This is a genomic window from Ensifer sp. (assembly GCF_031989085.1).
Classification (GTDB): Bacteria; Pseudomonadota; Alphaproteobacteria; order Rhizobiales; family Rhizobiaceae; genus Ensifer.
In genome coordinates this window covers 111680-132131 of sequence record NZ_DALZXU010000008.1, presented here as the reverse complement: position 1 = coordinate 132131, position 20452 = coordinate 111680, and the positions used below count along the sequence as shown (strand labels likewise).

Sequence of the window (20452 nt, the reverse complement as noted above, 5' to 3'; positions counted from 1 at the left end):
ATATTGTTCGATTCAAGGCAAAGGCATACCCATGAACATCCGCCAGTTGGAGGCGTTCCACAATACCGTCGAGACCGGATCCGTCACGCTTGCCGCCGAGCGCATGCGGATCTCTCAGCCGGCGGTCAGCAAGCTCCTGCGCAGCTTTTCGGATGCCTGCGGTTTCCGGCTTTTCGTTCGCGCCGGCGGCCGGCTCACGCCAACACTCGAAGGCCGCATGCTTGCGGTCGAGGTCGCAAAGATGTTCTCGGGGACCGTGCGCGTGGCTCGGCTCGCCGACGCCGTCCGCAATCAGGAATGGGGAGAGATCACGCTTGTCGCCCCGCCGGCGCTGACCACGCGTTTTCTCGCCCAAGCGCTTTCGCCCCTGCTTGCCGAACAGCCCGATATTCACTTCACGATGCGAAGCCTGCCTTCGCCGCGCATCATCGATCTCGTCGCGGCACAACAGGTGGATATCGGCCTCAGCGTGCTGCCGTTCGAGCATCCCAACGTCGACGCCGAGCGTCTTATGCGTTTCGAAATGGTCTGCGTTCTTCCCGCCTACCATCCGCTGGCGGACAAATCCGTCATCGATCTCGAAGATCTCGGCGGCGATCCCTTCGTTTCGCTGGCGCGTGACGATTGCTCGCTGATGACGATTGACCGCGCCTTCCAGATCAAGGGCGTGCAGAAGAGAAACCGGATCGAGGTTCCGCTCTCGGAGACGGCCTGTTGTTTCGTTGCCAATGGCGTCGGCGTTTCCATCGTGCCTTCGTTCGTCGGGCTCGATTTTGGCAGCGACGTTCTCGTGCGGCGCAGTATCGTTCCGGAAACGACGATCGATCTGTGGCTGCTTACACCGAGGAACCATCCACGATCGCTCGCAGCCAGCAAGCTCATAGATTTTCTGCGACAGGCGGTCGCCCCGTTCGACAAGCTTCAGTCCCGACCGAGCGCCTGAATGACTGCGCCGGATCATGCGAGACTGGGTCGTCTCGCCTGATCCGGTCAGCGACGGCTACTTATAGGCCGAGACGACCACTTCGATCAGCGTGTCGCCACCGAGATCGGCAACGCCCACGGTCGCGCGGGTCGGCAGCTCTTCTGGGGTAATCCACGCCTTCCAAACGGCATCCATGTCCGGCTTCTTGCCAAGGTCGGTCACGAAGATCGTGGCCGTCAGGAGCTTCGTCTTGTCGGTGCCAGCTTCCGCCAGATAACGATCGATCTTCGCCAGGATTTCCCGGGTCTGGCCGGCCATGTCGAGGCTTTCGTCGTCACAGGTCGTGCCGCCGACATAGACGATGCCGTTGTGTTCAACGACGCGGTGCATGATTGGTGTGCGGAGATGACGTTCTGCCATTTTTGTTTCCTTTGTTGAGGGGTCAGCTTCTGTCGGAGTGGTCACCGGTAACGGCCTGAACGGCATCCGGCGTGAGGGGGAGCGAGGCAAACTCGCGCAAGGGGACGGGCTTTATCGGTGCGCGAAGCCTGTAGGTGCCGATATTGGCAGGGGACCGCTGCTGCACGTCAGCCAGAATTTCGGTGATGGTCGCCGTGCACATTCGCCCCTGGCACGGCCCCATGCCACAACGCAGCATCGTCTTGAGCTGGTTGGGGCCGACCACGTTGCGCGAGGCGGCATCACGGATGGCGCCGACCGTCACTTCTTCGCAGCGGCATGCGATCGTCTCCAGATCGGTCGGCGCGCGAAACGCCGGGGCGGGCTGATAGAGCGTGTCGATGAAGGTGCGCCCGCGCGACAAGACCCTGCGCCGCTTTTCGTGCTTGGCAAGCAGCGGTCCGATCCGGCGCGCCTTCTCCGGAAAGAGATCGAGACAGGCGGCCAGCGCCGCTATCCGCCCACCGACCTCCGCGACAAGCGCGCCGCCTATGCCGCCGCCGTCACCGGCGACGTAGATCGCCGGCAGCGAGGATCGACCGCGTGTGTCAAGTTCTGGCTGAAAACACTTCTGGCGGTCATTCCAGGCAAGAAGACATCCGGTCGCGTTGGCGAGGCTGTTGTTGGGCACGACCCCCTGATGCAGGAAGGCGCTGTCGATGTCGATTTCCTCCGTCCGGCCCTTGGCCTGGAAGCGGATTGCGGTGGCCCGGTCCTGACCGATAATCTCGATCGCCCTGATACCGTTGAAAACCGGTACCGAGCGCCGGACCTTGGCCAACAGTGCCAGGCCCTTCAACAGATAGGGCGAAACCAGAAACGGGGGCAGGAAAGGTAGCGCCTTCGCCCAGTTCGAACGCGGCGTCGTGTCGAGTACCGCGACGAGGTTGCCACCTGCCTGTAGCAATTGATCGGCAAAGAGATAAAGTAGGGGGCCGCTGCCTGCCAAAACAACGCGGCCGTCGGGCACCAGCCCTGAAGACTTGAGTGCGATTTGGGCCGCGCCGATCGTCATGACGCGGGGAAGCGTCCACCCCCTTACGGGCATCGGCCGTTCCATCGCGCCGGTGGCGAAGACGACCCGTCGCGCATGGACGATGCTGCTTTTGCCACCGGCCGAAACGCGCAGTTCGACAGATACCTTTCCATCGGTCTCGCCTTGCTCGACACTCCAGACAAGTGCTTGGGGCAGGTAGGCGGCGTCGCACTGAAGAAATGCCTTAAGGACGCCCTTTCCCTTCCAGTAGTCCTTGCCGAGGAAGGCGCGCCTTGCTGGCGAATTCCTTTCGATCGACCGGTAGATTTGGCCGCCGGGGGCGGGGTTTTCATCAAGGAGGATCGTTCGCGCGCCAGCGGCGGCCGCTTGCGCCGCTGCGGCCATCCCCGCCGGCCCTGCACCGATGATTGCGAGATCGTATTCGCGGTCGAGAAGGTGAAGGTCTTCGATTTTCCGGAGCGCCATCGTCAGCACTCCTCGTCCAGAGAGCGGGCACCGCTTTGCGATGCGATCGCCATCCCGTCACGCACGACGGTCATGCAAGCCTGCCGGTTTTGAACGCCGTCGATGGTGACCAGGCATTCGAAGCAGACACCCATCAGGCAATAGGGCGCACGTGGGCGATCGCCGACGACGCTCGTGCGCAACGTGCTAATACCTTGGTTAAGGAGTGCAGCGGCCACCGTCTGTTCGATGTCGACGCGCATCGGGATACCGTCGAACGTGATGGCGACGGTATCCGCTGCTTTATCAATTCTGCGAAACATGAAATCTCCGGCCGGGGAATGTGTTGCCGGCAAGTACGGCCTGCTGGGTGGCGATCTCACCGGCGACGACGAGCGCGTGGATTGCGGCAAGCGTCACGCCGGAATGGCACATCGCCACATAGGCACCGGGATGGTCGGCCGACTGCTCGTAAATGGGAAAACCGTCGGGCGTCTTGACGCGAAAGCCGGCCCAGGAGCGAAGGACGTTGACGCCGCTCAGGCAGGGAAATGTCCGGATGGCCCGATCGGCCAGAACCGCGCTGATGTCCTGGTTGGTGGCAATCGAGTCCGTGTGGGTTTCCTGGCTGTCGCCGATCATCACGCCGCCTTCGTCGGCTTGTCTGAGCGTGGCCGAGGTGTAGGGGAAAAATGGACGGCATTTTTCGGTGACGAGGATCTGCCCCTTGCTGCGCACGGAGGGCGCGTGAATGCCGACCATCGCGGCAAGCCGGCTGTTGCCGACGCCAGCCGTCAGGACGATGCGTTTGGCGAAAACCTCGCCCCAGCCGCCCTTCAGTTGGAACCCGCCCGATCGGGGTGTGATCTCGTCGATCTCACAATGCGGCTCGTAAGCAGCGCCTAGATTTATCATGCCGGTATGAAGCGCCCGGAGCAGGCGGAGCGAGTTCACGTCGCCATCCATTGGCGAATAGACGGAGCCGACGACATCCCGTCCGATCGCCGGCACCAGTTTCGCCGTCTCTGCGTGGTCGAGCAGGGTATGCTCGGTGGCATCATCGCCAAGTTCGCGTGCAACCGCCACGACGTCTTCATGCGTCCGTTCCAGCTCGGCTTCGTTCAGCGCAAAGGTGAAGCCCCCATTTTGCTTCAGGGCGACATCGACGCCGGAAGTCTCTTTTAATGCGGCCGCGAATTCCGGCCAAAGGCGGGTCGAGCGCATTGTCCAGCGTGCATAATGGGGAGCGCCGAGACCCTTACCCTGAACCCAGATCAACGCAAAGTTGGCGCGAGATGCGCGCAGCGACAGATCGTCTCCGTCCAGAAGCAGCGGTCGCTCACCCGCGCGCGCAAGGCCCCAGGCGAGGGCGGCGCCCACAAGGCCTGCTCCAATGATGACGATGTCTTGATCTGGTAGTCTGCGCATGCTTTTCGGTCCGTATGCCGGTGGCGTGGCCCGCCCGAAACTCGGACGGGCCGGTTGTCGAGGCTTATTCCTGCGGGCTCACGTCCACCTTGAACCACTTCTCGGAGAGCTTCTTCACCGTGCCGTCGGCGACGGCAGCCTTGATGACGTCGTCGAAACGCGCCTTCAGTGCGGTGTCTTCCTTGCGCATTCCAACGCCGATCATGCCGAACACCTTGCCCGAGAAGAGCGGGCCGGTGAGTTTCGCACCCTTCATGTCGTCCTTCTCGAGCGCTGCTGCGAGAACGGTCGCATTGGCCACGACTGCGTCGAGGCGTGCGCTCGCGAGATCGAAGTTGTGCTCTTCGGTGGTCTTGTATTCGCGGACGTCGGCGCCGCCTTGAAAGTACTGTTCCATGAACGCGGAAGCCGTGGTGGAGCCCTGTACGCCGACAGCCTTGCCCTGGATCTTCCTGGCAATTTCCTCAAGCACGGGCTTGGCGGCTTCGGAATCGACCGAAAGCGGCTTGCCGGTTTCCGGCAGGTTGGCGAGATCGCTGTCTTCCATTGCCGCAAAGGAATTGATCGCTGCGGCGTAGGGGGCGGAGAAAGCCATGACTTCCTCACGCTTTGGCGTGATGCTCATTGCCGCCATGATGGCGTCGTATTTGCCGGCGGTCAGCGAAGGGATGATGCCATCCCAGTTCTGCGCGACGATTTCGCACTTGGCTTTCATGCGCTCGCACAGCTCGTTCGCCAGGTCGATTTCGAAGCCTTCCAGCACGTTGTTGGGGCCGGAAAAGTTCCACGGTGCATAGGCGCCTTCCGTGGCAATGCGGATCGCGTCCTCCGCTTGCGCGACCTGTGCCGTTGCCAGCAGTCCGACGGCGGACAAGATAATCTTCAGTTTCATGCGTTCTCCTCTCTTCGTTTTTTCAAAGTTGGTTTCAGGCGTTGTGCTTGGAAATGAACTGGCGGAAGCGCTCGCTCTTCGGGTTCGAGAAGACCTGTTCCGGGTGGCCGTCCTCTTCGATCAGCCCCTTGTGCAGAAACAGAACGCGGTTCGAGACGTCGCGGGCAAAGCCCATCTCATGGGTAACGACGAGCATGGTACGGCCCTCGGCTGCGAGATCGCGCATGACCTTCAGCACTTCGGCGACCAGCTCCGGATCGAGCGCCGAAGTCGGCTCATCGAACAACATGATCTTGGGCCGCATTGCGAGGGCCCGGGCAATCGCCGCACGTTGCTGCTGGCCGCCGGAAAGATGCGCCGGATAGAAGTCGCGCTTGTCGGCAATGCCCACCCGCTCGAGGAGGGCTTCAGCCTCCGCGACACATTCGGCACGCTTGCGCTTTTGCACATAGACCGGCGCTTCGATCAGATTTTCCAGGATCGTCAGGTGTGACCAGAGATTGAAGGACTGAAACACCATCGTCGCCTGGGAGCGAAGCCGCAGCAGTTGCTTCGGATCGGCGACGCGCGGGGCAAAGCCCGAACGCTGTGTAAGCCTGTAGCTCTCACCGTGAATGGAGATTTCGCCCGCATCCGGCACTTCCAGCATGTTGATGCAGCGAAGCAGCGTGGACTTGCCGGATCCCGAGGCCCCGAGGATCGAGACGACCTCACCCTGGTTGGCACTGAACGAGATGGAGTGCAGCACCTTGTAGGCACCGTAGCTCTTCTCGAGCCCGGTGATCTTCACGGCCGGCGTGAGGGCTGCGTTCATCATGCATTTTCTCCTGCGGCACGTCGGAAGAGTGGTTGGCGCTGCGCGGCTGAAAGCCGGTACTCGAACAGCTTGAACAGCCGGCTGACGATGAAATTGAGCAACAGATAGATCGCGCCGGCGGCGATGAAGATCTCCACGGGGCGGTAGGTCGCCGAGATGAGTTTTGCCGCCAGCCCTGTGACTTCCATCATGGTTATGGTCGAGGCCAGCGCCGTCGATTTCACCATCAGGATCACTTCGTTGGAGTAGCCAGGCAGCATCTGCCGCAGCGCCTGTGGCGTGATGATGCGGCGAACGAGAGTAAAGCCACTCATCCCATAGGCACGCGCGGCCTCGATCTGCCCGGCAGGCACTGAGAGCACGCCGCCGCGGATGATTTCGGCACTGTAGGCTGCTGTGTTGAGCGCGAGCGCGAGTGCTGCGCACCAATAGGCCTCCCGCAGGAACGGCCATAGGAAGGTCTTGCGCAGTTCGGGAAACTGGCTGAGACCGTAGTAGATGAGATAGAGCTGCACCAGAAGCGGCGTGCCGCGAAAGACGAAGATGTAAATCCGCGCCAGGAGATCGAGCGGCGGCCAGGACGACAGTCTCATCGCTGCGAGAGCAATTGCCAGAACGGCGCCGGACGCGACGGACACTGCCACCAGTTGCAGCGTCAGCGGGATGCCGCTGCAAAGCTGCACGAAGGCGTCGTAGATGAAGGGAAGATCGATCATAGTGCCCGCCTGATCCCGCGCATGGCGCGCTTCTCTGCAATCCGGAACAGGACGCCCGACACGAAGCTGATCAGCAGGTAAAGCACCGCAGCCGTCAGGAAGAACGTGAAGGGCTTGCGGGTCGAGCCCGCGCCGATCTGGGCCTGTCGCATCAGTTCGATCAGCCCCACCACCGAGATGAGCGCTGATTCCTTCAGCACCAGTTGCCAGAAATTGCCGACCCCCGGGATTGCGAACCGCGTCGCTTGGGGCAGGATGATGCGGCGAAAGAGAAGGTGGTTCGGCATGCCATAGGCTCTTGCTGCTTCAATTTCGCCCTTCGAGAGTGCGAGTACCGCACCGCGATAGACCTCAGCCTGGTAGGCGCCTGAAACCACCCCGATCGCCAGAGCGCCCGTCAGGAAGACGGGCGCGCTGATGAAGCCCTCGGAGCCGAACAGAGCGCCGAGTTGGCTTAAAACGGCGCTGCTGCCGAAATAGAAGAGATAGATGACGAGCAGGTCGGGAATACCGCGCAGGATGGTGGTGTAACCATCGGCCAACGCTCTCAGAACACGCAGCGACGAGAACGACGCCGCCGCGGAGAGACAGCCAAAAACCGCCCCGGCGGCAAAGCCGCTGAGGGCAACGCAAAGGGTAACGCCTGTCGCCTTGAGCATATCCATGCCCCAGGCTCCCTCGGCGAACCCCATCAGATCGAGATACGCGCTCAAAGCACCCACCAGTTTGTTCCCTTGGTGCGGCGCCGGTTCGAGCCAGACGCCACGGTTTGTTTTCCAGTGGGTTTGCCAGCTTGCTTCAATACCGTCAAATTCGTAATCTGGCCGCGAGCATAACCAAATATTATGGTGATCCATGAACCTGCGTCAGGTGGAAGCGTTCCGTACCGTGATGTTGACCGGAAAAATGACAGCGGCGGCGGAGCTGATGTCCATCACTCAACCGGCGGTGAGCCGGCTGATCCGTGACTTTGAAATCGATACGAAGCTGAAGCTGTTTGACCGCAGGGGAAACCAGCTGACGCCCACTCGCGAGGCCCTGACGTTGCTCCAGGAGGTGGAGCGGGCCTATGTCGGTCTATCGCGCATCAAGGCGTTTGCCGAAGAGATCAGCCGGCAGAATGCCGGCATGCTCCGCATTGCCGCCATGCCAGCACTGGCAAACGGGATCATGCCGCGTTTCCTTGCGTGGTTCCTGCGCGACCGTCCTAACGTTCATGCGTCGCTGAACGGTATTCCGTCGTCTCTGGTGATCGAGGCGGTCGCATCGGGGCAGGTGGACCTTGGTTTTGCCGATGGTCCGCTCGACCGTCCCGGGTTTCTGATCGAGACCCGTCCGATACCTGCGGTCGTCGCGGTTCCCACTGGTCACAGGCTCGCCGACCGGGAAGACATCATGCCGGCCGATCTCGCCAATGAGCGCATGATCACGCTGGAGCCCGGCACGCTGTTTGCCATGCGCGTGGAGGTAGCGCTGGCCGGCATTCCTCGGTCATCGACGCTGGAAACGCGCCTTTCCCATACCGCGCTGACGCTGGTCTCCGAAGGGGCGGGCATTGCGATTATCGACCCATCGTCCGCGACCGAATTCCGTGGGCGCGGCGTTGTCGTCAGGCCATTCGCCATCTTCGTCGATGCAGGCTTCCTCGCGATCCGGCGCAGCCAGGGGTCCGACAGCGTGCTCGCCGAACGGTTTGTGAGCGAGTTCTGGACCTACCATGAAGCGCTGCTTGCGGGAGATTCGACTTCGACTTCGACTATCGGGCCGCCATGATCGCATAACGTGTCGACGGGAACGACGGCGGAGTTCCCGTCGCCTTTTGCCTTACACCCACGCGGAAGGTTTGCGGGTTCTTGCTCTCCCTCTCGCGGCAAGCTGAACAGCTCCAATACCTCTCGTTCCAGGACCGCGGCTATCTTCCTATGGACGAGCGATCGCACCTGGGCGATCAATCGGCACGGTGTGATGACCGTGCCGATCTGGATCGGGAGCAGTTGTCTTTCGTTCAGATCACGCCGAGCGCATCCATAGCTTCTGCGACCCGGACGAAGCCGGCGATGTTGGCGCCGAGCACATAATCTCGAGGAGCTCCATACTCTTCCGCAGTTTCGGCGCAGGTGTCATGGATATTGTGCATGATGACAGCAAGGCGTTTTTCAGTTTGCTCGAAGGTCCAGCTGTCGCGCGATGCATTTTGCTGCATTTCCAGGGCCGACGTGGCGACGCCACCCGCATTGGCGGCCTTGCCCGGAGCAAACAGCACGCCTGCTTCCTGGAACAGGCGGACCGCTTCCGGCGTCGTCGGCATGTTGGCACCTTCGCCCACGGCAATAACGCCGTTGTTCACCAGGGTTTTGGCATCCTTGCCGGTCAACTCGTTTTGAGTAGCGGATGGCATGGCGACGTCGCAGGGCACGTCCCAGATAGAACCACCCTCGATATAGTGGGATCCGGCTCCCCTTCTTTTCGCATATTCCGAGATGCGCTCGCGGTAGACTTCCTTGATCTCCTTAACGAGATTGAGATCGATGCCCTGCTCGTCGACGACGTATCCGTTGGAGTCGGAGCACGCGATGACTTTGCCGCCGAACTCCTTCACCTTTTCCATGGTGTAGATCGCGACATTGCCAGAACCGGACACGACGACCCGCTTGCCATCGAAGCCTTGACCCGTCGTCGCGAGCATCCGTTGAACAAAGTAGGTCGCGCCGTATCCGGTGGCTTCCTTGCGCGCGCGGGATCCGCCGTAAAACAGTGCCTTGCCGGTCAAAACTCCGGCTTCGTAGCGATTTGTAAGACGCTTGTACTGGCCAAACATGTATCCGATCTCGCGGCCGCCGACACCGATGTCGCCGGCGGGAACATCGGTGTATTCGCCGATATGTCGATGCAGCTCGGTCATGAACGATTGGCAAAAACGCATGATCTCGCCGTCCGAGCGATTGCGCGGGTTGAAATCCGAGCCGCCTTTGCCGCCGCCGATAGGCATTCCTGTCAACGCGTTCTTGAAGGTCTGTTCGAAACCGAGAAACTTGATAATTCCAACATTCACTGAAGGATGGAACCGGATGCCACCTTTGTAGGGCCCGAGCGCGGAATTGAACTGAACGCGAAAGCCCCGGTTGATCTGGACCTGACCTTTGTCGTCAACCCATGGAACGCGGAAAATGATCTGACGCTCGGGCTCGCATATCCGCTCGATAAGGGCGTTGTTGGCATATTTCGGATGTTTTGCGATAACCCGCCCGAGGCTCTCGAGAACCTCTCGCACCGCTTGGTGGAATTCCTGTTCGCCCGCATTACGCTTCAGAACTTCGTTCAGAATAGGCTCGAGCTTTTCATCCACTTTGACCAATTTTTTGTCTCTCCCTTTTGTCCAAATCGTCGACCGTAGAGGAGATAACCTCTTTCAACGTTTGATTGAACAAGAAATCGACGCGGCTTGCGGTTACTCGAGAGCAGACGGCGCGCGATTAAACTGTTTGGACAGGAAGTCGAGAAAGACGCGGATTTTGGGCGCCAGATGCTGACGCGACGGATAGATCGCGTAGTGTGTGATTTCTGTCGTTGTCCAGTCGTCTAATGCCGATTGAAGCCGCCCATTCTGCAAGTCTCTCTCGACAAACGGCAGGGGGATCAGGCTGACACCAAAACCGCCCCGCAGCGCGTCACGGACGGCCAAGCTCGATGTTACCGAATAGCGCGCCTGGACTTTGACCCTTTCGGTGCGCGCTTCCTTCCGAAATTCCCAGATATCAACGTTCCCGCCGTAGAGGAAACGAACGTGGTCCAGCGCTTTCAGATCAGCCGGCGTTGTCGGCATTCCATGCCGCTTGAAATAAGAGGGAGCGGCACAGAGTACATGCGGCGTCACTGCCAGTCTTCTCGCGACAAGGCTTGAATCTTCAAGAGCGCTGCTACCCCTTATCGCCAGGTCGAAACCGTCGCGAACAATGTCGACGAGGCGGTCATCGAGATGCAGGTCGAGCTTGAGGTCGGGATAACGTGCGAGGAATTCCGGAATTGCCTCAGAAAAGCGAACAAGCGCGACGGTCATCGGTGCACTCACGCGCAGCGTACCGGAAGGCGACTGCTTCGTAAGTGAGAGTGCCGTTTCCGCTTCGCTTAGCGCATCGAGGCCCCGGGTGACATAGTGGAAATAGGTCTTGCCTTCCTCCGTCAGAGCCATCCGTCTCGTCGTCCGATTGATCAGTCGAACGCCCAGATGCGCTTCAAGCTCCGCTACATTCTTGCTGACGGCGGGTGGTGAAAGGCCAAGCATGCGAGCTGCCTCTGCAAAACTGCCCAGTTCCGCGACGGATCTGAAGACCCGCAAAGCCGTGAAGCGGTCCATTCATTATGCTCCAATGGATAAGAGTTTCGTTCTCTGGGTGCTTATTATCATCCAAAGGTGAATTCGTTATCTCTTCCGATAACGATGTCAGGGGATTTCGTAATGTGTCATCCAACAATCGGGCTTATCGAGAAGCGCGTGTCCGCTCCTCAATTCGATCCGTCTCATGAGCCGACTAACGCCGAGATTGAAGATCTCGATCGTCTCGCGACGCGCGCACCGGTGGCTTACAACCTGCAGAATTGGCGGCTCTTTGCACCCCGTACATCTGATGCGAAGGTGAGGCTCCACAAACTGGCCTATGGTCAGGTCAAGGTCTCAGAGGCCGCCGTCACCTTCATTATCTGTCGGCAGTCTCCCGATCATGTGACCATTGCCGCGCGATCGCCGGCGTTCGTCGAAGCAGGCCATCATACATCGCAAGACACGGCTTCGGGATGGCAGGAGAGCGTTAGGGCGCAATACGCCGAACCTGGTGCGGGTCGCGATGAGGCGATATGTTCTGCCCCCCTTGGCGCAGCGACACTGATGTATGCCGCCGAGGGCGTCCGGGAATTTGGCCTCGCTCAAATTGAGATGCCGGTGATGCTCTTCGCTGTCGGTCGCATCAGACAAGGCAACTGGCCACAGAAACCGCGTCGTCCGCTTTCCGAGGTTCTGCAAACATCATGAAGACAAAGCTTTCCGACATTTCGGCGACGGCAATTGCACCGGTCATCTGGGGCAGCACATATCTCGTGACGACCGAATTCTTGCCAGGGTTCTCACCTATGGCCGTTGCCATGTTGCGAGCCTTGCCCGCGGGCTTGCTGCTGATGATGATTGTGAGGGAGTTGCCGACCGGCATCTGGTGGCTGCGCGCATTCGTGCTTGGAGCTCTCAACATCGCGATTTTCTTGAGCATGCTGTTCGTCGCGGCCTACCGGCTGCCCGGAGGCGTTGCGGGCACCGTGCTATCGGCGCAGCCCCTGATCGTCGTCTTTCTGGCTTCATTTCTGCTCTCAAGCCCCGTGCGTGCGTCAACCATCATTGGCGCCTTGGTCGGGATGGGTGGCGTCGCCCTGCTGGTTCTGACGCCCAGCGCCGCTCTTGACGCCATCGGCATTGTCGCCGGGCTGGCCGGCGCAACATCCATGGCACTCGGAAGTATTCTGGCGCGCAAATGGCGTTCGCCGGTATCGCCTCTCACCTTCACAGCTTGGCAACTGACGGCAGGCGGGTTGCTTTTGCTTCCCGTTGTTCTGATCGCCGGCGTCCCCATCCCGGTTCCGACGGTCTCCAATCTCCTGGGCTTGGCATGGCTGGGCCTGATCGGCGCGGCTTTCACCTATGCCCTCTGGTTTCGAGGCATCGGGCGATTGTCCCCGTCGGTGGTATCGTCGCTTCTGTTTCTCAGTCCGCTCACCGCCGTGCTTCTCGGATGGGGGTTCCTCGGGCAGACACTGACCCTGCTCCAGTTTGCCGGCATCGCACTGGTTATCGGCAGTATTTGGCTCAGCCAGCGCACGAATGGTTAAATGGTCAGCACACGCACGGTGATTGATTTTTTTTAAGGTCGAGCAACGAGCCGGTCGGTACCGACAAAGCGTCCGCATGATTGGGGGGCATGCGCTGCACCGCCACGGCGGGATGTCACAAACGTGCGTCTCTGGCTCGATACGCAAGGTCCATCGGGAACTCTCGTCGACGGATGTGACTTCCTTGATGACCTTGGTTGATGCTTTGCCGGCAGAAGCGAAAGAACGGTCAGCGCGGCCATCCCCGTTCGCCGATCCGAGTAAGATCGTTCGCCGGTCTCAAGCAAGCGGCGTGTTGCGGTGATGTCGTTCAGAGAGGAGGGCGACGGCCCAGACGTGGATCGGCTTCTTCCGTCTCAGGCGCCGGCTGAGAGAGTGGGTCGCTCTACCCACTGTCACAGCGGCGTCCTTAAGCGTTGATGAAGCTATCTGCTCTTTTTCGGCTTCGACGGGAGCAGGCCCTCGCGTTGCATTTGCTTGCGAGCATTCTTGCGCTGGCGGCTCACCGCCTCGGCTTTCTCGCGCGCCCTCTTGACCGAAGGCTTCTCAAAGGCCTCGCGCATCCGCATTTCACGAAAAATGCCCTCGCGCTGAAGTTTCTTCTTCAGAACGCGGAGCGCCTGATCGACATTGTTATCACGTACTAGAACCTGCATTGGTCTTCCGTCGGTTGGAAAAAGTCGCTCAATCTACAAGTTTTCGAGCGGATTCCTAGATCACACGTCGCAGGAATTCGCGCTTTTCTGAAAATGGAAAGGGAGGCGACGCGGAAGTCGGATGACCTTCGAAATTCGGCGGCATTGTGGAAGAAGTGCAACACGGTTCCGATGAAGCCAGATGCTGTCCCCGCAGAGGCCTCGAGACTGAAGGTATCCACCGGCCGTCCTCTCAGATCAGCGACGCAAAGCTGCACCATCGGCCGATATGGTGTCCGCAGGAAAAGGACGACTGCGCCGCAGCCGCTGGTGTCCGTTCGGGTGACTTTCACTCAAAAAGTTCGGGATTTTGAGCTTCGATCTGCGGCAGGTCCGCTAGGATGCCATTGAGATGGGCACGCATCGCATTCGCCGCCGCATCAGCATCCCTCGCGTCGATAGCGTCGATGATCGCTTCATGTTCGGCGATTAACCGCGTCATGGAATCGGGATGACGCAGTTGCAGGTTACACACCCGGTCCATATGGGCCTTGATGTCCGAAATGGCATTCCAGGCGAGCCCACAACCAGCACCCTCTGCGATCGCAATATGGAACTGCTCGTCTTCCCGGCGGAAGGCGTTGTGGTCTCCAGCATCATTTGCCGCCTTCTGACGATCGAGGATCGTTTCGATCCTGCGCCGCGTCCAAGTGTCAAAGGTCTCACTCGCGCGACGCGCCACGGCCGTCTCGATCGCTTCGCGGACGAAACGCGCTTCCATCATTTGACGGGCCGAGATCCGCACGACAACGGTGCCTCGGTTCGGGCGAATATCGACCAGTTTCGACTTGCCGAGAGCGATCAGTGCCTCTCGCACCGGCTGTCTCGACACGCCCATACGGGTGGCAATCTCCTGCTCGGATAAGCGCGCACCGGGGGCGAGTTCCAGGCGGATAATCAATTCCCGCAGGTCTCGTTCAACCTGCGCTGCCGCGGTTTCGCCCGTGTCGATCTTCAGGGATTCCAGGTTCATTTCTTTCGCTACCGTCATGCGTTGACTTCCATTTTTAACCACCATACAGTACCATACAGTTTCAACGCAACATAAATCCGGGTGTCAAAAACCGGATCGAGAGGGAGGGGGCGGCACAGCGTGCCGGCCTTGGAGAAATAGTGCTGTCCAATTTCATTGCGCCTGATTCCACTGACCCACGGCTGAGCATCAAAGCTCGCTATCAGATGCTTGTCGATGGCAAGTCGGTTGATGCCGCATCCGGCAAGACCGTCGAACGTGTGAGCCCCGGACATGCCGGCGTCGTGGTAGGCACATGGCCAGAGGCCTCGGCTGATGACGTGCGCGCTGCGATCGCCGCTGCTCGCCGTGCGTTTGACACAGGCCCATGGCCGCGCATGTCGGGCGCCGAGCGGTCGCGGCTCATGTTCAAGGTGGCAGACCTTATTCTGGCGCGTCAGGAAGAACTGGCCTTGATCGAAAGTCTCGAGGTCGGAAAGCCGATCGCCCAGGCGCGTGGTGAGATCGGGTTTTGCGCCGACCTATGGTCCTATGCCGCCGGCCAGGCGCGGGCGCTCGAAGGCCAGACGCACAACAATATAGGCGACGACCGCCTCGGCCTTGTGCTGCGAGAGCCTGTCGGCGTCGTCGGTATCATCACGCCCTGGAATTTCCCCTTTATCATCGCATCGGAGCGGGTTCCCTGGGCGATTGGCGCCGGCTGTACGGTCGTCCTGAAGCCTTCCGAATTCACATCCGGCACCTCGATCCGCATGGCGGAGCTGGCGCGGGAAGCCGGCATCCCTGATGGCGTCTTCAACGTTGTCACCGGTTACGGCGATCCGGCCGGTCAGGTGCTGGCGGAAGATCAAGGCACGGACATGGTGGCTTTCACCGGCTCGGTTCGTGTCGGCACCAAGCTTGGCGAGATAGCCGCGCGCAGCGTCAAGCGTGTCGGGCTTGAGCTCGGCGGCAAGGGGCCGCAGATCGTCTTTGCCGACGCGGATCTTGAAGCGGCAGCTGATGGCATCGCCTACGGCGTCTATCACAATGCCGGCCAGTGCTGCATTTCCGGCAGCCGGCTTCTGGTTCAGGAGGAGATCCGTGATGCGCTCATGGACCGCCTTCTTGATATTTCGCGCAAGGTGACGTTTGGCGATCCGCTGAATGAACGCACCAAGATCGGCGCGATGATTTCGGAGGCGCATGCCGCAAAAGTGCATTCCTATGTGGAGGCTGGTGTCGCTGCCGGCGCCGAACTGTTGCTCGGCGGTGAAAGGGTCGGGAGCGGTGCAGGTCTCTATTACGCGCCGACGGTTTTTGGTGGCGTGACGCCTCAAATGTCGATTGCGCGCGAGGAGATTTTCGGGCCGGTCCTGTCGACCTTGACCTTCAAGACGGCGGACGAGGCCGTGGCGCTGGCAAATGCCAGCGAGTTCGGTCTTTCGGCCTCGGTTTGGTCGACCAATCTCGAAAACGCGCTCCAAACAATTCGCCGCATCCGCGCCGGTCGCTGCTGGATCAACAGCGTCATTGACGGGACGCCTGAAATGCCGATCGGCGGCTACAAGAAGAGCGGGCTTGGTCGCGAGCTCGGCCGCTATGGCTTTGACGAGTATTCGCAGTTCAAGGGCGTACACGTGACGCTCGGACGCCCGACGCCATGGTTTGGATAATGATGGTGGCGACTGGGGCGTAACGGGAAATTGAGCGTTTCCGCTTTTGGGAGAATGGCGGAGAGGCTCGGGAGGAAAACCTCGGCTGGCGTGATCTTTGGTCGGAGCCCGCCAGCCGAGATTTGGGTCTTGCGACCCGCATTGCACATCCAATGGGAGGACACGCAAATGAAATTGACCAAGCTTAGAGCCGCGGTGCTTGCTGCGGGTATTGCCACGACGTTGGCGTCGACAGCCGTTGCCGCAGACGTCAAGGCAACCATGATCATCTATCTCGATCCGAGCGTCCAGTTCTTTAACCCCGTGGTGAAAGGCGCACAAGACGCCGCCGCTGCGTTCGGCGTGGACCTCGACGTGCAATATGCCAACAACGACCCGGTTCGCCAGAACGACCTGATCGAAAGCGCAACGGCCAGCGGTGTCGACGGTATTGCCGTCGCAATCTCCTCGTCGGATGCCTTCGATGAAAGCATCTGCGCGGCCGTGAAGGCCGGGATCGTCGTCATCGGTTTCAACAACGACGACCTGGATGGTGCCAAGGGCAATTGCCGCCAAGCCTATGTCGGAATGAACGAGTTTGCCTCCGGCTACGAGCTCGGCAACCGCATGATCAAGGAATTCGGCCTGAAGTCCGGCGATGTGGTGTTCAATCCGCGCGAGATCCCCGAGGCCAGCTTTGCCGTCGCCCGTGGTGGTGGCATCGAGAAGGCAATGGCCGAGAACGGTATCAAGGTCGAGACGGTGCGTGCCGGTCTTGATCCGGCCGAAGCGCAGAACATCATGGCGCAGTTCATGATTGCCAATCCGAACATCAAGGCGCTGTTCGGTACGGGGTCCGTAACCTCCACCGTTGGTGCGGGCGCCATCAAGGATGCAGGCGTCAACATTCCGTTCGGCGGTTTCGATCTCGCAGTCGAGATCGTCAACGCGGTCGAGTCCGGCGCCATGTTCGCGACCATGGACCAGCAGCCCTATCTGCAGGGCTATCACCCGATCGCCCAGATTGCGCTGGCCAAGAAATACGGTCTGACCCCGACCGATATCGACACGGGGCAGGGAGCCTTCCTCGACAAATCGCGCATCAGCTCGGTCAAGCCGCTGATCGGCAGCTACCGCTAACCGCGTTTCGTGGGGGCCTGCCGGCGCATTCGGCAGGTTCCCCGTTCCCAATCGATCGAGTGACAGACCGTGACACCTATCCTAGCCGACAGTGCCGCGCCCCGTTCGCGGACCCAGAGACAATCCGTTCTCAAGCAGATCATGAGCATGCCCGCGGGGGCGATCCTGCTCGTCTTCGCAACGCTGCAGATCGTTTGCATCGCCGGAGCGCTCCTTTATCCCGATGATTTTCGCTATCTTTCGCCGCAAAACCTGACGATCCTGATGAAGGCGATCCCGGTGCTCGGCTGTCTGGCGCTGGGTGCCGGCGTGCTGATGATTGCCGGCGAGTTCGACCTTTCCATCGGCTCCGTCTACACCTTCACTGCCATCCTTATGGCCAGTCTGGTTGGTGCTGGCGTTAGCGCCTTCATCGCTGCCCCTCTCGGTATCCTGACCGGCGTGATGATCGGCCTTCTCAACGGGCACATCACCCTGCGCTTCGGCCTGCCATCTTTCATCGTGACGCTCGGAGGACTGCTGTTCTGGCGCGGTGCTGTGCTTCTCTATAACGGAGCGGTCCAGGTTCGCTTCGATCCGGAACCGATCTTCACCAGCCTCTTTTCCGGGACCCTCTTCGGTATCAACGCCGCCTTTATCTGGATAATCCTCTTCGTCGTCGGATTTCATTTCCTCCTGCACCGCCATCGCTTCGGCAACCACGTCTTTGCAACCGGCGGCAATCGGGGTGCTGCCGAGGCCATCGGCATCAATACCAACCGCGTCAAGCTTATCGCCTTTGCGATTGCAGGCGGTATGGCGGCCGTGGCGGGCATCATTGCGACCGCCCGCGTCGGCAGCGTGCAGCCAGGACAAGGTGCTGGCCTCGAACTTCAGGCGATTGCCGCCTGCGTCATTGGCGGGTTGTCGCTCCGCGGCGGGCGGGGCTCGATCATTGGCGTCTTTCTCGGCGTGATGCTTATCCACACCATCACCGATGTGCTGCTCTTGCTGCGGGCGCCGGGCTTCTATCTCGACATGTTCATCGCGACCCTGATCGTGCTGGCCGCCATCTTCAACCATCTTATCGAGCGGCGAGGTCTTGCGTGATGTCGACCCCCAATCTTCTCGAACTGCACAATATCTCCAAGAGTTTCGGTGCGCTCACGGCGCTCCGCAACCTGAGCTTCCATATCAGCGAAGGTGAAGTAGTCGGTCTTTTGGGCGACAACGGCGCCGGCAAATCGACGACCGTCAATCTTATCTCCGGCATACACAAACCGACGGAAGGTTATCTCAGCGTCGATGGCAAGAAGACGGCCTTCACCTGCCGCTCGGACTCTGCCGATGCCGGTATCGAGACGATCTACCAGCACACTGCTCTGGTCGACAGCCTCTCGATCACCCGCAACATTTTCATGGGGCGCGAACTGACGGATCGTTTCGGCTTTCTCCGACAGGCAGAGATGCGCGACATCGCCATGGAAGTGCTGCAGAACGCGGTGCACATCTCGGGCATCGATTCCCCCGACACGCTCGTCGGCAACCTCTCCGGTGGTCAGAAACAGGCGGTCGCCATTGCCCGCGCCGTCTACTTCAAGAAGCGCATATTGCTTCTCGACGAACCCACATCGGCGCTCTCCGTGCGTGAGACCGAGGCGCTTTTGAACCAGGTCCTGAAGCTCAAGGCGGAGAATGTTTCCAGCGTGCTGGTGACGCACAATATCTACCACGCCTACCAGGTCTGCGATCGCTTCGTGATCATGAGCCACGGCACGAAAGTGTTCGATGTCGACAAGGCAGACACGACGATCAACAAGCTGACCGAGTATGTCGTGCTGACCTGACACATCCCTTCAAGACGAGAGGCAGATGTAGTGACTATTTCCGTATCAACACGTCAGGTCGTAGGACCGGCTGATGCCGCAAGGCGTGACACACAGGGCCTTCGCGCCGGCTTCGTGATCGAAGGCATTTTCCGCCCCGACGAGATCAATCTCACATACAGCCATCTCGATCGGATGATCGTCGGTGGCGTGGCGCCGGTAAACGAAAAACTCGTCATCGACAGCGTCGCCGAGACGGGCACGGAGCATTTCCTGGATCGCCGCGAGGTCGCCGTCGTCAATATCGGCGGAAGCGGCGTGGTCACGGTGGGCAGCCGGAACCATTCGCTCGGTTTCCAGGAGGCGATCTATATCGGCATGGGCGAGGGTGCGCTCGGTTTTGCGACCGACGATCCTGCCGCGCCCGCATTGTTCTATCTCCTGAGCGCGCCGGCGCACCGTGCTTGTCCGACCGTGCACATCAGCCGCGACATGGCAAGGAAGGTGCATCTGGGTTCTGCGGAGGAATCCAATGCCCGCACCATCAACCAGTATGTGCACCCGGATGTCTGCGAGAGCTGCCAGCTTCTCGTCGGCCTCACGATGTTCGAGCCGGGTTCCGTCTGGAACACCATGCCGGCGCATGTGCATGATCGCCGCATGGAGGTCTATCTCTATTTCGGCATGCAGGAGAGCACGCGCGTCTTCCACTTCATGGGCGAGCCAAGCGAAACGCGCCACGTCGTCCTGAAGAACCATGACGCGGTGTTATCGCCGGGATGGTCTATTCACTCGGGCGCCGGGACGGGCCGCTACGCTTTCATCTGGGCGATGGCCGGCGATAACATGAGCTTTACCGACATGGACAAGGTGCCGATGGAAACGCTCAGATGACGCTGTTCGATCTCACGGGCCGCTGGGCGATGGTCACTGGCGCCAACACCGGCATCGGTCAGGCGATCGCGGTCGGGCTTGCCAGGGCTGGCGCCGATATCGTCGGAGTTGGGCGATCGATCATGACGGACACCGAGGCGGAGGTGACGTCCGTTGGCCGGAAATTCGTGTCGATCGCAGCCGATCTATCAGTGCCGGGCATAGCGAGCACCGTCATTGCGAAAGCCCTTGCTTCCGGTGCCAGCCCGGATGTGCTCGTCAACAATGCCGGCATCATCAGGCGGGCTGATGCTCTCGATTTTACCGAGGAAGATTGGGATGCGGTTCTTGATACAAATCTGAAGTCGGTTTTCTTTCTCTGCCAGGCCTTTGCGAAGTCGGCGATTTCGGCGGGGCGAGGTGCGAAGATCATCAACATCGCGTCGCTCCTGTCGTTTCAAGGCGGCATTCGCGTGCCGTCCTACACGGCTGCCAAGAGCGGGCTTGCCGGGCTCACCAAGCTGTTGGCAAACGAGTGGGCCTCGAAGGGGATAAACGTCAACGCCATCGCACCGGGATATGTCGAGACCAACAACACGGCGGCGCTTCGGGCGGACGCGGAGCGCAACGCCGACATCTTGAAACGCATTCCCGCCGGACGTTGGGCGCGCCCGGACGATATGGTTGGTGCAGCAGTCTTCCTGGCGGCATCAGCATCAAACTATGTACATGGCACCATCCTGCCGGTCGACGGCGGTTGGCTCGCCCGATAAGGAGATCAAA

General features: G+C 60.3%; 23 protein-coding genes. 10 read left to right on the top strand and 13 right to left on the bottom strand.

Annotated elements, in window-relative coordinates; all coding sequences use genetic code 11:
- Positions 1–31: 31 nt before the first annotated feature.
- Positions 32–943, top strand: a complete 912-nt coding sequence (locus RTP54_RS25535) for a LysR substrate-binding domain-containing protein (protein ID WP_312366413.1) — start codon at positions 32–34, stop codon at positions 941–943.
- Between the two features lie 57 nt (positions 944–1000).
- Here the strand turns inward: RTP54_RS25535 and RTP54_RS25530 are convergent, their stop codons facing one another.
- The 8 genes from RTP54_RS25530 to RTP54_RS25495 form a co-directional block, all read right to left on the bottom strand.
- Positions 1001–1345, bottom strand: coding sequence for a RidA family protein (locus tag RTP54_RS25530; protein ID WP_112805526.1), 345 nt, complete (start codon positions 1343–1345; stop codon positions 1001–1003).
- A 22-nt stretch (positions 1346–1367) separates the two neighbouring features.
- On the bottom strand, positions 1368–2846 hold the full coding sequence (locus RTP54_RS25525) for an NAD(P)/FAD-dependent oxidoreductase (RefSeq protein WP_312366410.1): 1479 nt from the start codon (positions 2844–2846) through the stop codon (positions 1368–1370).
- A 2-nt stretch (positions 2847–2848) separates the two neighbouring features.
- Positions 2849–3148: a (2Fe-2S)-binding protein gene (locus tag RTP54_RS25520; protein ID WP_312366408.1), complete on the bottom strand. Its 300-nt coding sequence runs from the start codon at positions 3146–3148 to the stop codon at positions 2849–2851.
- Positions 3132–4253 (bottom strand): FAD-dependent oxidoreductase, encoded by a 1122-nt coding sequence (locus RTP54_RS25515; RefSeq protein ID WP_312366406.1) that lies wholly within the window; start codon positions 4251–4253, stop codon positions 3132–3134. Before RTP54_RS25515 ends, RTP54_RS25520 begins: the two co-directional genes overlap by 17 nt.
- A gap of 64 nt (positions 4254–4317) precedes the next feature.
- Positions 4318–5145 (bottom strand): lysine/arginine/ornithine ABC transporter substrate-binding protein, encoded by an 828-nt coding sequence (locus RTP54_RS25510; protein WP_312366404.1) that lies wholly within the window; start codon positions 5143–5145, stop codon positions 4318–4320.
- A gap of 34 nt (positions 5146–5179) precedes the next feature.
- The gene (locus tag RTP54_RS25505; RefSeq protein WP_312366609.1) at positions 5180–5959 is read right to left on the bottom strand and encodes an ATP-binding cassette domain-containing protein; all 780 of its coding nucleotides are present in this window, start codon (positions 5957–5959) and stop codon (positions 5180–5182) included.
- On the bottom strand, positions 5959–6678 hold the full coding sequence (locus tag RTP54_RS25500) for an ABC transporter permease subunit (protein WP_312366402.1): 720 nt from the start codon (positions 6676–6678) through the stop codon (positions 5959–5961). The genes RTP54_RS25505 and RTP54_RS25500 overlap by 1 nt, the downstream gene beginning before the upstream one ends.
- On the bottom strand, positions 6675–7370 hold the full coding sequence (locus RTP54_RS25495) for an ABC transporter permease subunit (protein ID WP_312366608.1): 696 nt from the start codon (positions 7368–7370) through the stop codon (positions 6675–6677). Before RTP54_RS25495 ends, RTP54_RS25500 begins: the two co-directional genes overlap by 4 nt.
- A 163-nt stretch (positions 7371–7533) precedes the next feature.
- On the opposite strand from RTP54_RS25495, the gene RTP54_RS25490 reads away from it, so the two are divergent.
- Positions 7534–8451: a LysR family transcriptional regulator gene (locus tag RTP54_RS25490; protein WP_312366400.1), complete on the top strand. Its 918-nt coding sequence runs from the start codon at positions 7534–7536 to the stop codon at positions 8449–8451.
- 232 nt (positions 8452–8683) lie between these two features.
- Here the strand turns inward: RTP54_RS25490 and gdhA are convergent, their stop codons facing one another.
- Positions 8684–10033 (bottom strand): NADP-specific glutamate dehydrogenase, encoded by a 1350-nt coding sequence (gene gdhA / locus RTP54_RS25485; RefSeq protein WP_112805538.1) that lies wholly within the window; start codon positions 10031–10033, stop codon positions 8684–8686.
- 93 nt (positions 10034–10126) lie between these two features.
- Positions 10127–11032 (bottom strand): LysR family transcriptional regulator, encoded by a 906-nt coding sequence (locus tag RTP54_RS25480; RefSeq protein ID WP_112817869.1) that lies wholly within the window; start codon positions 11030–11032, stop codon positions 10127–10129.
- A 102-nt stretch (positions 11033–11134) separates the two neighbouring features.
- Between RTP54_RS25480 and RTP54_RS25475 the strand changes: the two genes are divergently transcribed.
- Both RTP54_RS25475 and RTP54_RS25470 read left to right on the top strand, forming a co-directional pair.
- The gene (locus tag RTP54_RS25475) at positions 11135–11704 is read left to right on the top strand and encodes a nitroreductase family protein (protein WP_312366396.1); all 570 of its coding nucleotides are present in this window, start codon (positions 11135–11137) and stop codon (positions 11702–11704) included.
- Positions 11701–12549 carry an EamA family transporter gene (locus tag RTP54_RS25470; protein ID WP_312366394.1) on the top strand — a complete coding sequence of 283 codons (849 nt, stop codon included), beginning with the start codon at positions 11701–11703 and terminating at the stop codon, positions 12547–12549. The genes RTP54_RS25475 and RTP54_RS25470 overlap by 4 nt, the downstream gene beginning before the upstream one ends.
- A 425-nt stretch (positions 12550–12974) precedes the next feature.
- On the opposite strand, the gene rpsU is transcribed toward RTP54_RS25470, so the two are convergent.
- The 3 genes from rpsU to RTP54_RS25455 all read right to left on the bottom strand — a co-directional run bounded on the left by rpsU (position 12975) and on the right by RTP54_RS25455 (position 14492).
- Positions 12975–13205, bottom strand: coding sequence for a 30S ribosomal protein S21 (gene rpsU, locus RTP54_RS25465; protein ID WP_057249963.1), 231 nt, complete (start codon positions 13203–13205; stop codon positions 12975–12977).
- A gap of 328 nt (positions 13206–13533) precedes the next feature.
- Positions 13534–14235, bottom strand: coding sequence for a GntR family transcriptional regulator (locus tag RTP54_RS25460; RefSeq protein WP_312366388.1), 702 nt, complete (start codon positions 14233–14235; stop codon positions 13534–13536).
- Positions 14232–14492, bottom strand: a complete 261-nt coding sequence (locus RTP54_RS25455) for a hypothetical protein (RefSeq protein ID WP_312366616.1) — start codon at positions 14490–14492, stop codon at positions 14232–14234. Before RTP54_RS25455 ends, RTP54_RS25460 begins: the two co-directional genes overlap by 4 nt.
- Between RTP54_RS25455 and RTP54_RS25450 the strand changes: the two genes are divergently transcribed.
- The 6 genes from RTP54_RS25450 (at position 14424) to kduD (ending at position 20442) form a co-directional block, all read left to right on the top strand.
- Positions 14424–15872: an aldehyde dehydrogenase family protein gene (locus RTP54_RS25450; RefSeq protein WP_312366606.1), complete on the top strand. Its 1449-nt coding sequence runs from the start codon at positions 14424–14426 to the stop codon at positions 15870–15872. The two genes, RTP54_RS25455 and RTP54_RS25450, sit on opposite strands and share 69 nt — an antisense overlap.
- Before the next feature lie 168 nt (positions 15873–16040).
- Positions 16041–16991: a substrate-binding domain-containing protein gene (locus RTP54_RS25445; protein ID WP_112805550.1), complete on the top strand. Its 951-nt coding sequence runs from the start codon at positions 16041–16043 to the stop codon at positions 16989–16991.
- A gap of 69 nt (positions 16992–17060) precedes the next feature.
- Positions 17061–18080 (top strand): ABC transporter permease, encoded by a 1020-nt coding sequence (locus tag RTP54_RS25440; protein ID WP_312366386.1) that lies wholly within the window; start codon positions 17061–17063, stop codon positions 18078–18080.
- Entirely contained in the window at positions 18080–18817 is a 738-nt protein-coding gene (locus RTP54_RS25435) for an ATP-binding cassette domain-containing protein (RefSeq protein ID WP_312366384.1), read from the top strand. Before RTP54_RS25440 ends, RTP54_RS25435 begins: the two co-directional genes overlap by 1 nt.
- A 30-nt stretch (positions 18818–18847) precedes the next feature.
- A complete protein-coding gene (gene kduI / locus RTP54_RS25430) occupies positions 18848–19690 on the top strand; it encodes a 5-dehydro-4-deoxy-D-glucuronate isomerase (RefSeq protein WP_312366382.1) in 843 nt (280 codons plus the stop codon).
- Positions 19687–20442, top strand: coding sequence for a 2-dehydro-3-deoxy-D-gluconate 5-dehydrogenase KduD (kduD, locus tag RTP54_RS25425; RefSeq protein WP_312366380.1), 756 nt, complete (start codon positions 19687–19689; stop codon positions 20440–20442). Before kduI ends, kduD begins: the two co-directional genes overlap by 4 nt.
- The last annotated feature ends 10 nt before the right edge of the window (positions 20443–20452 follow it).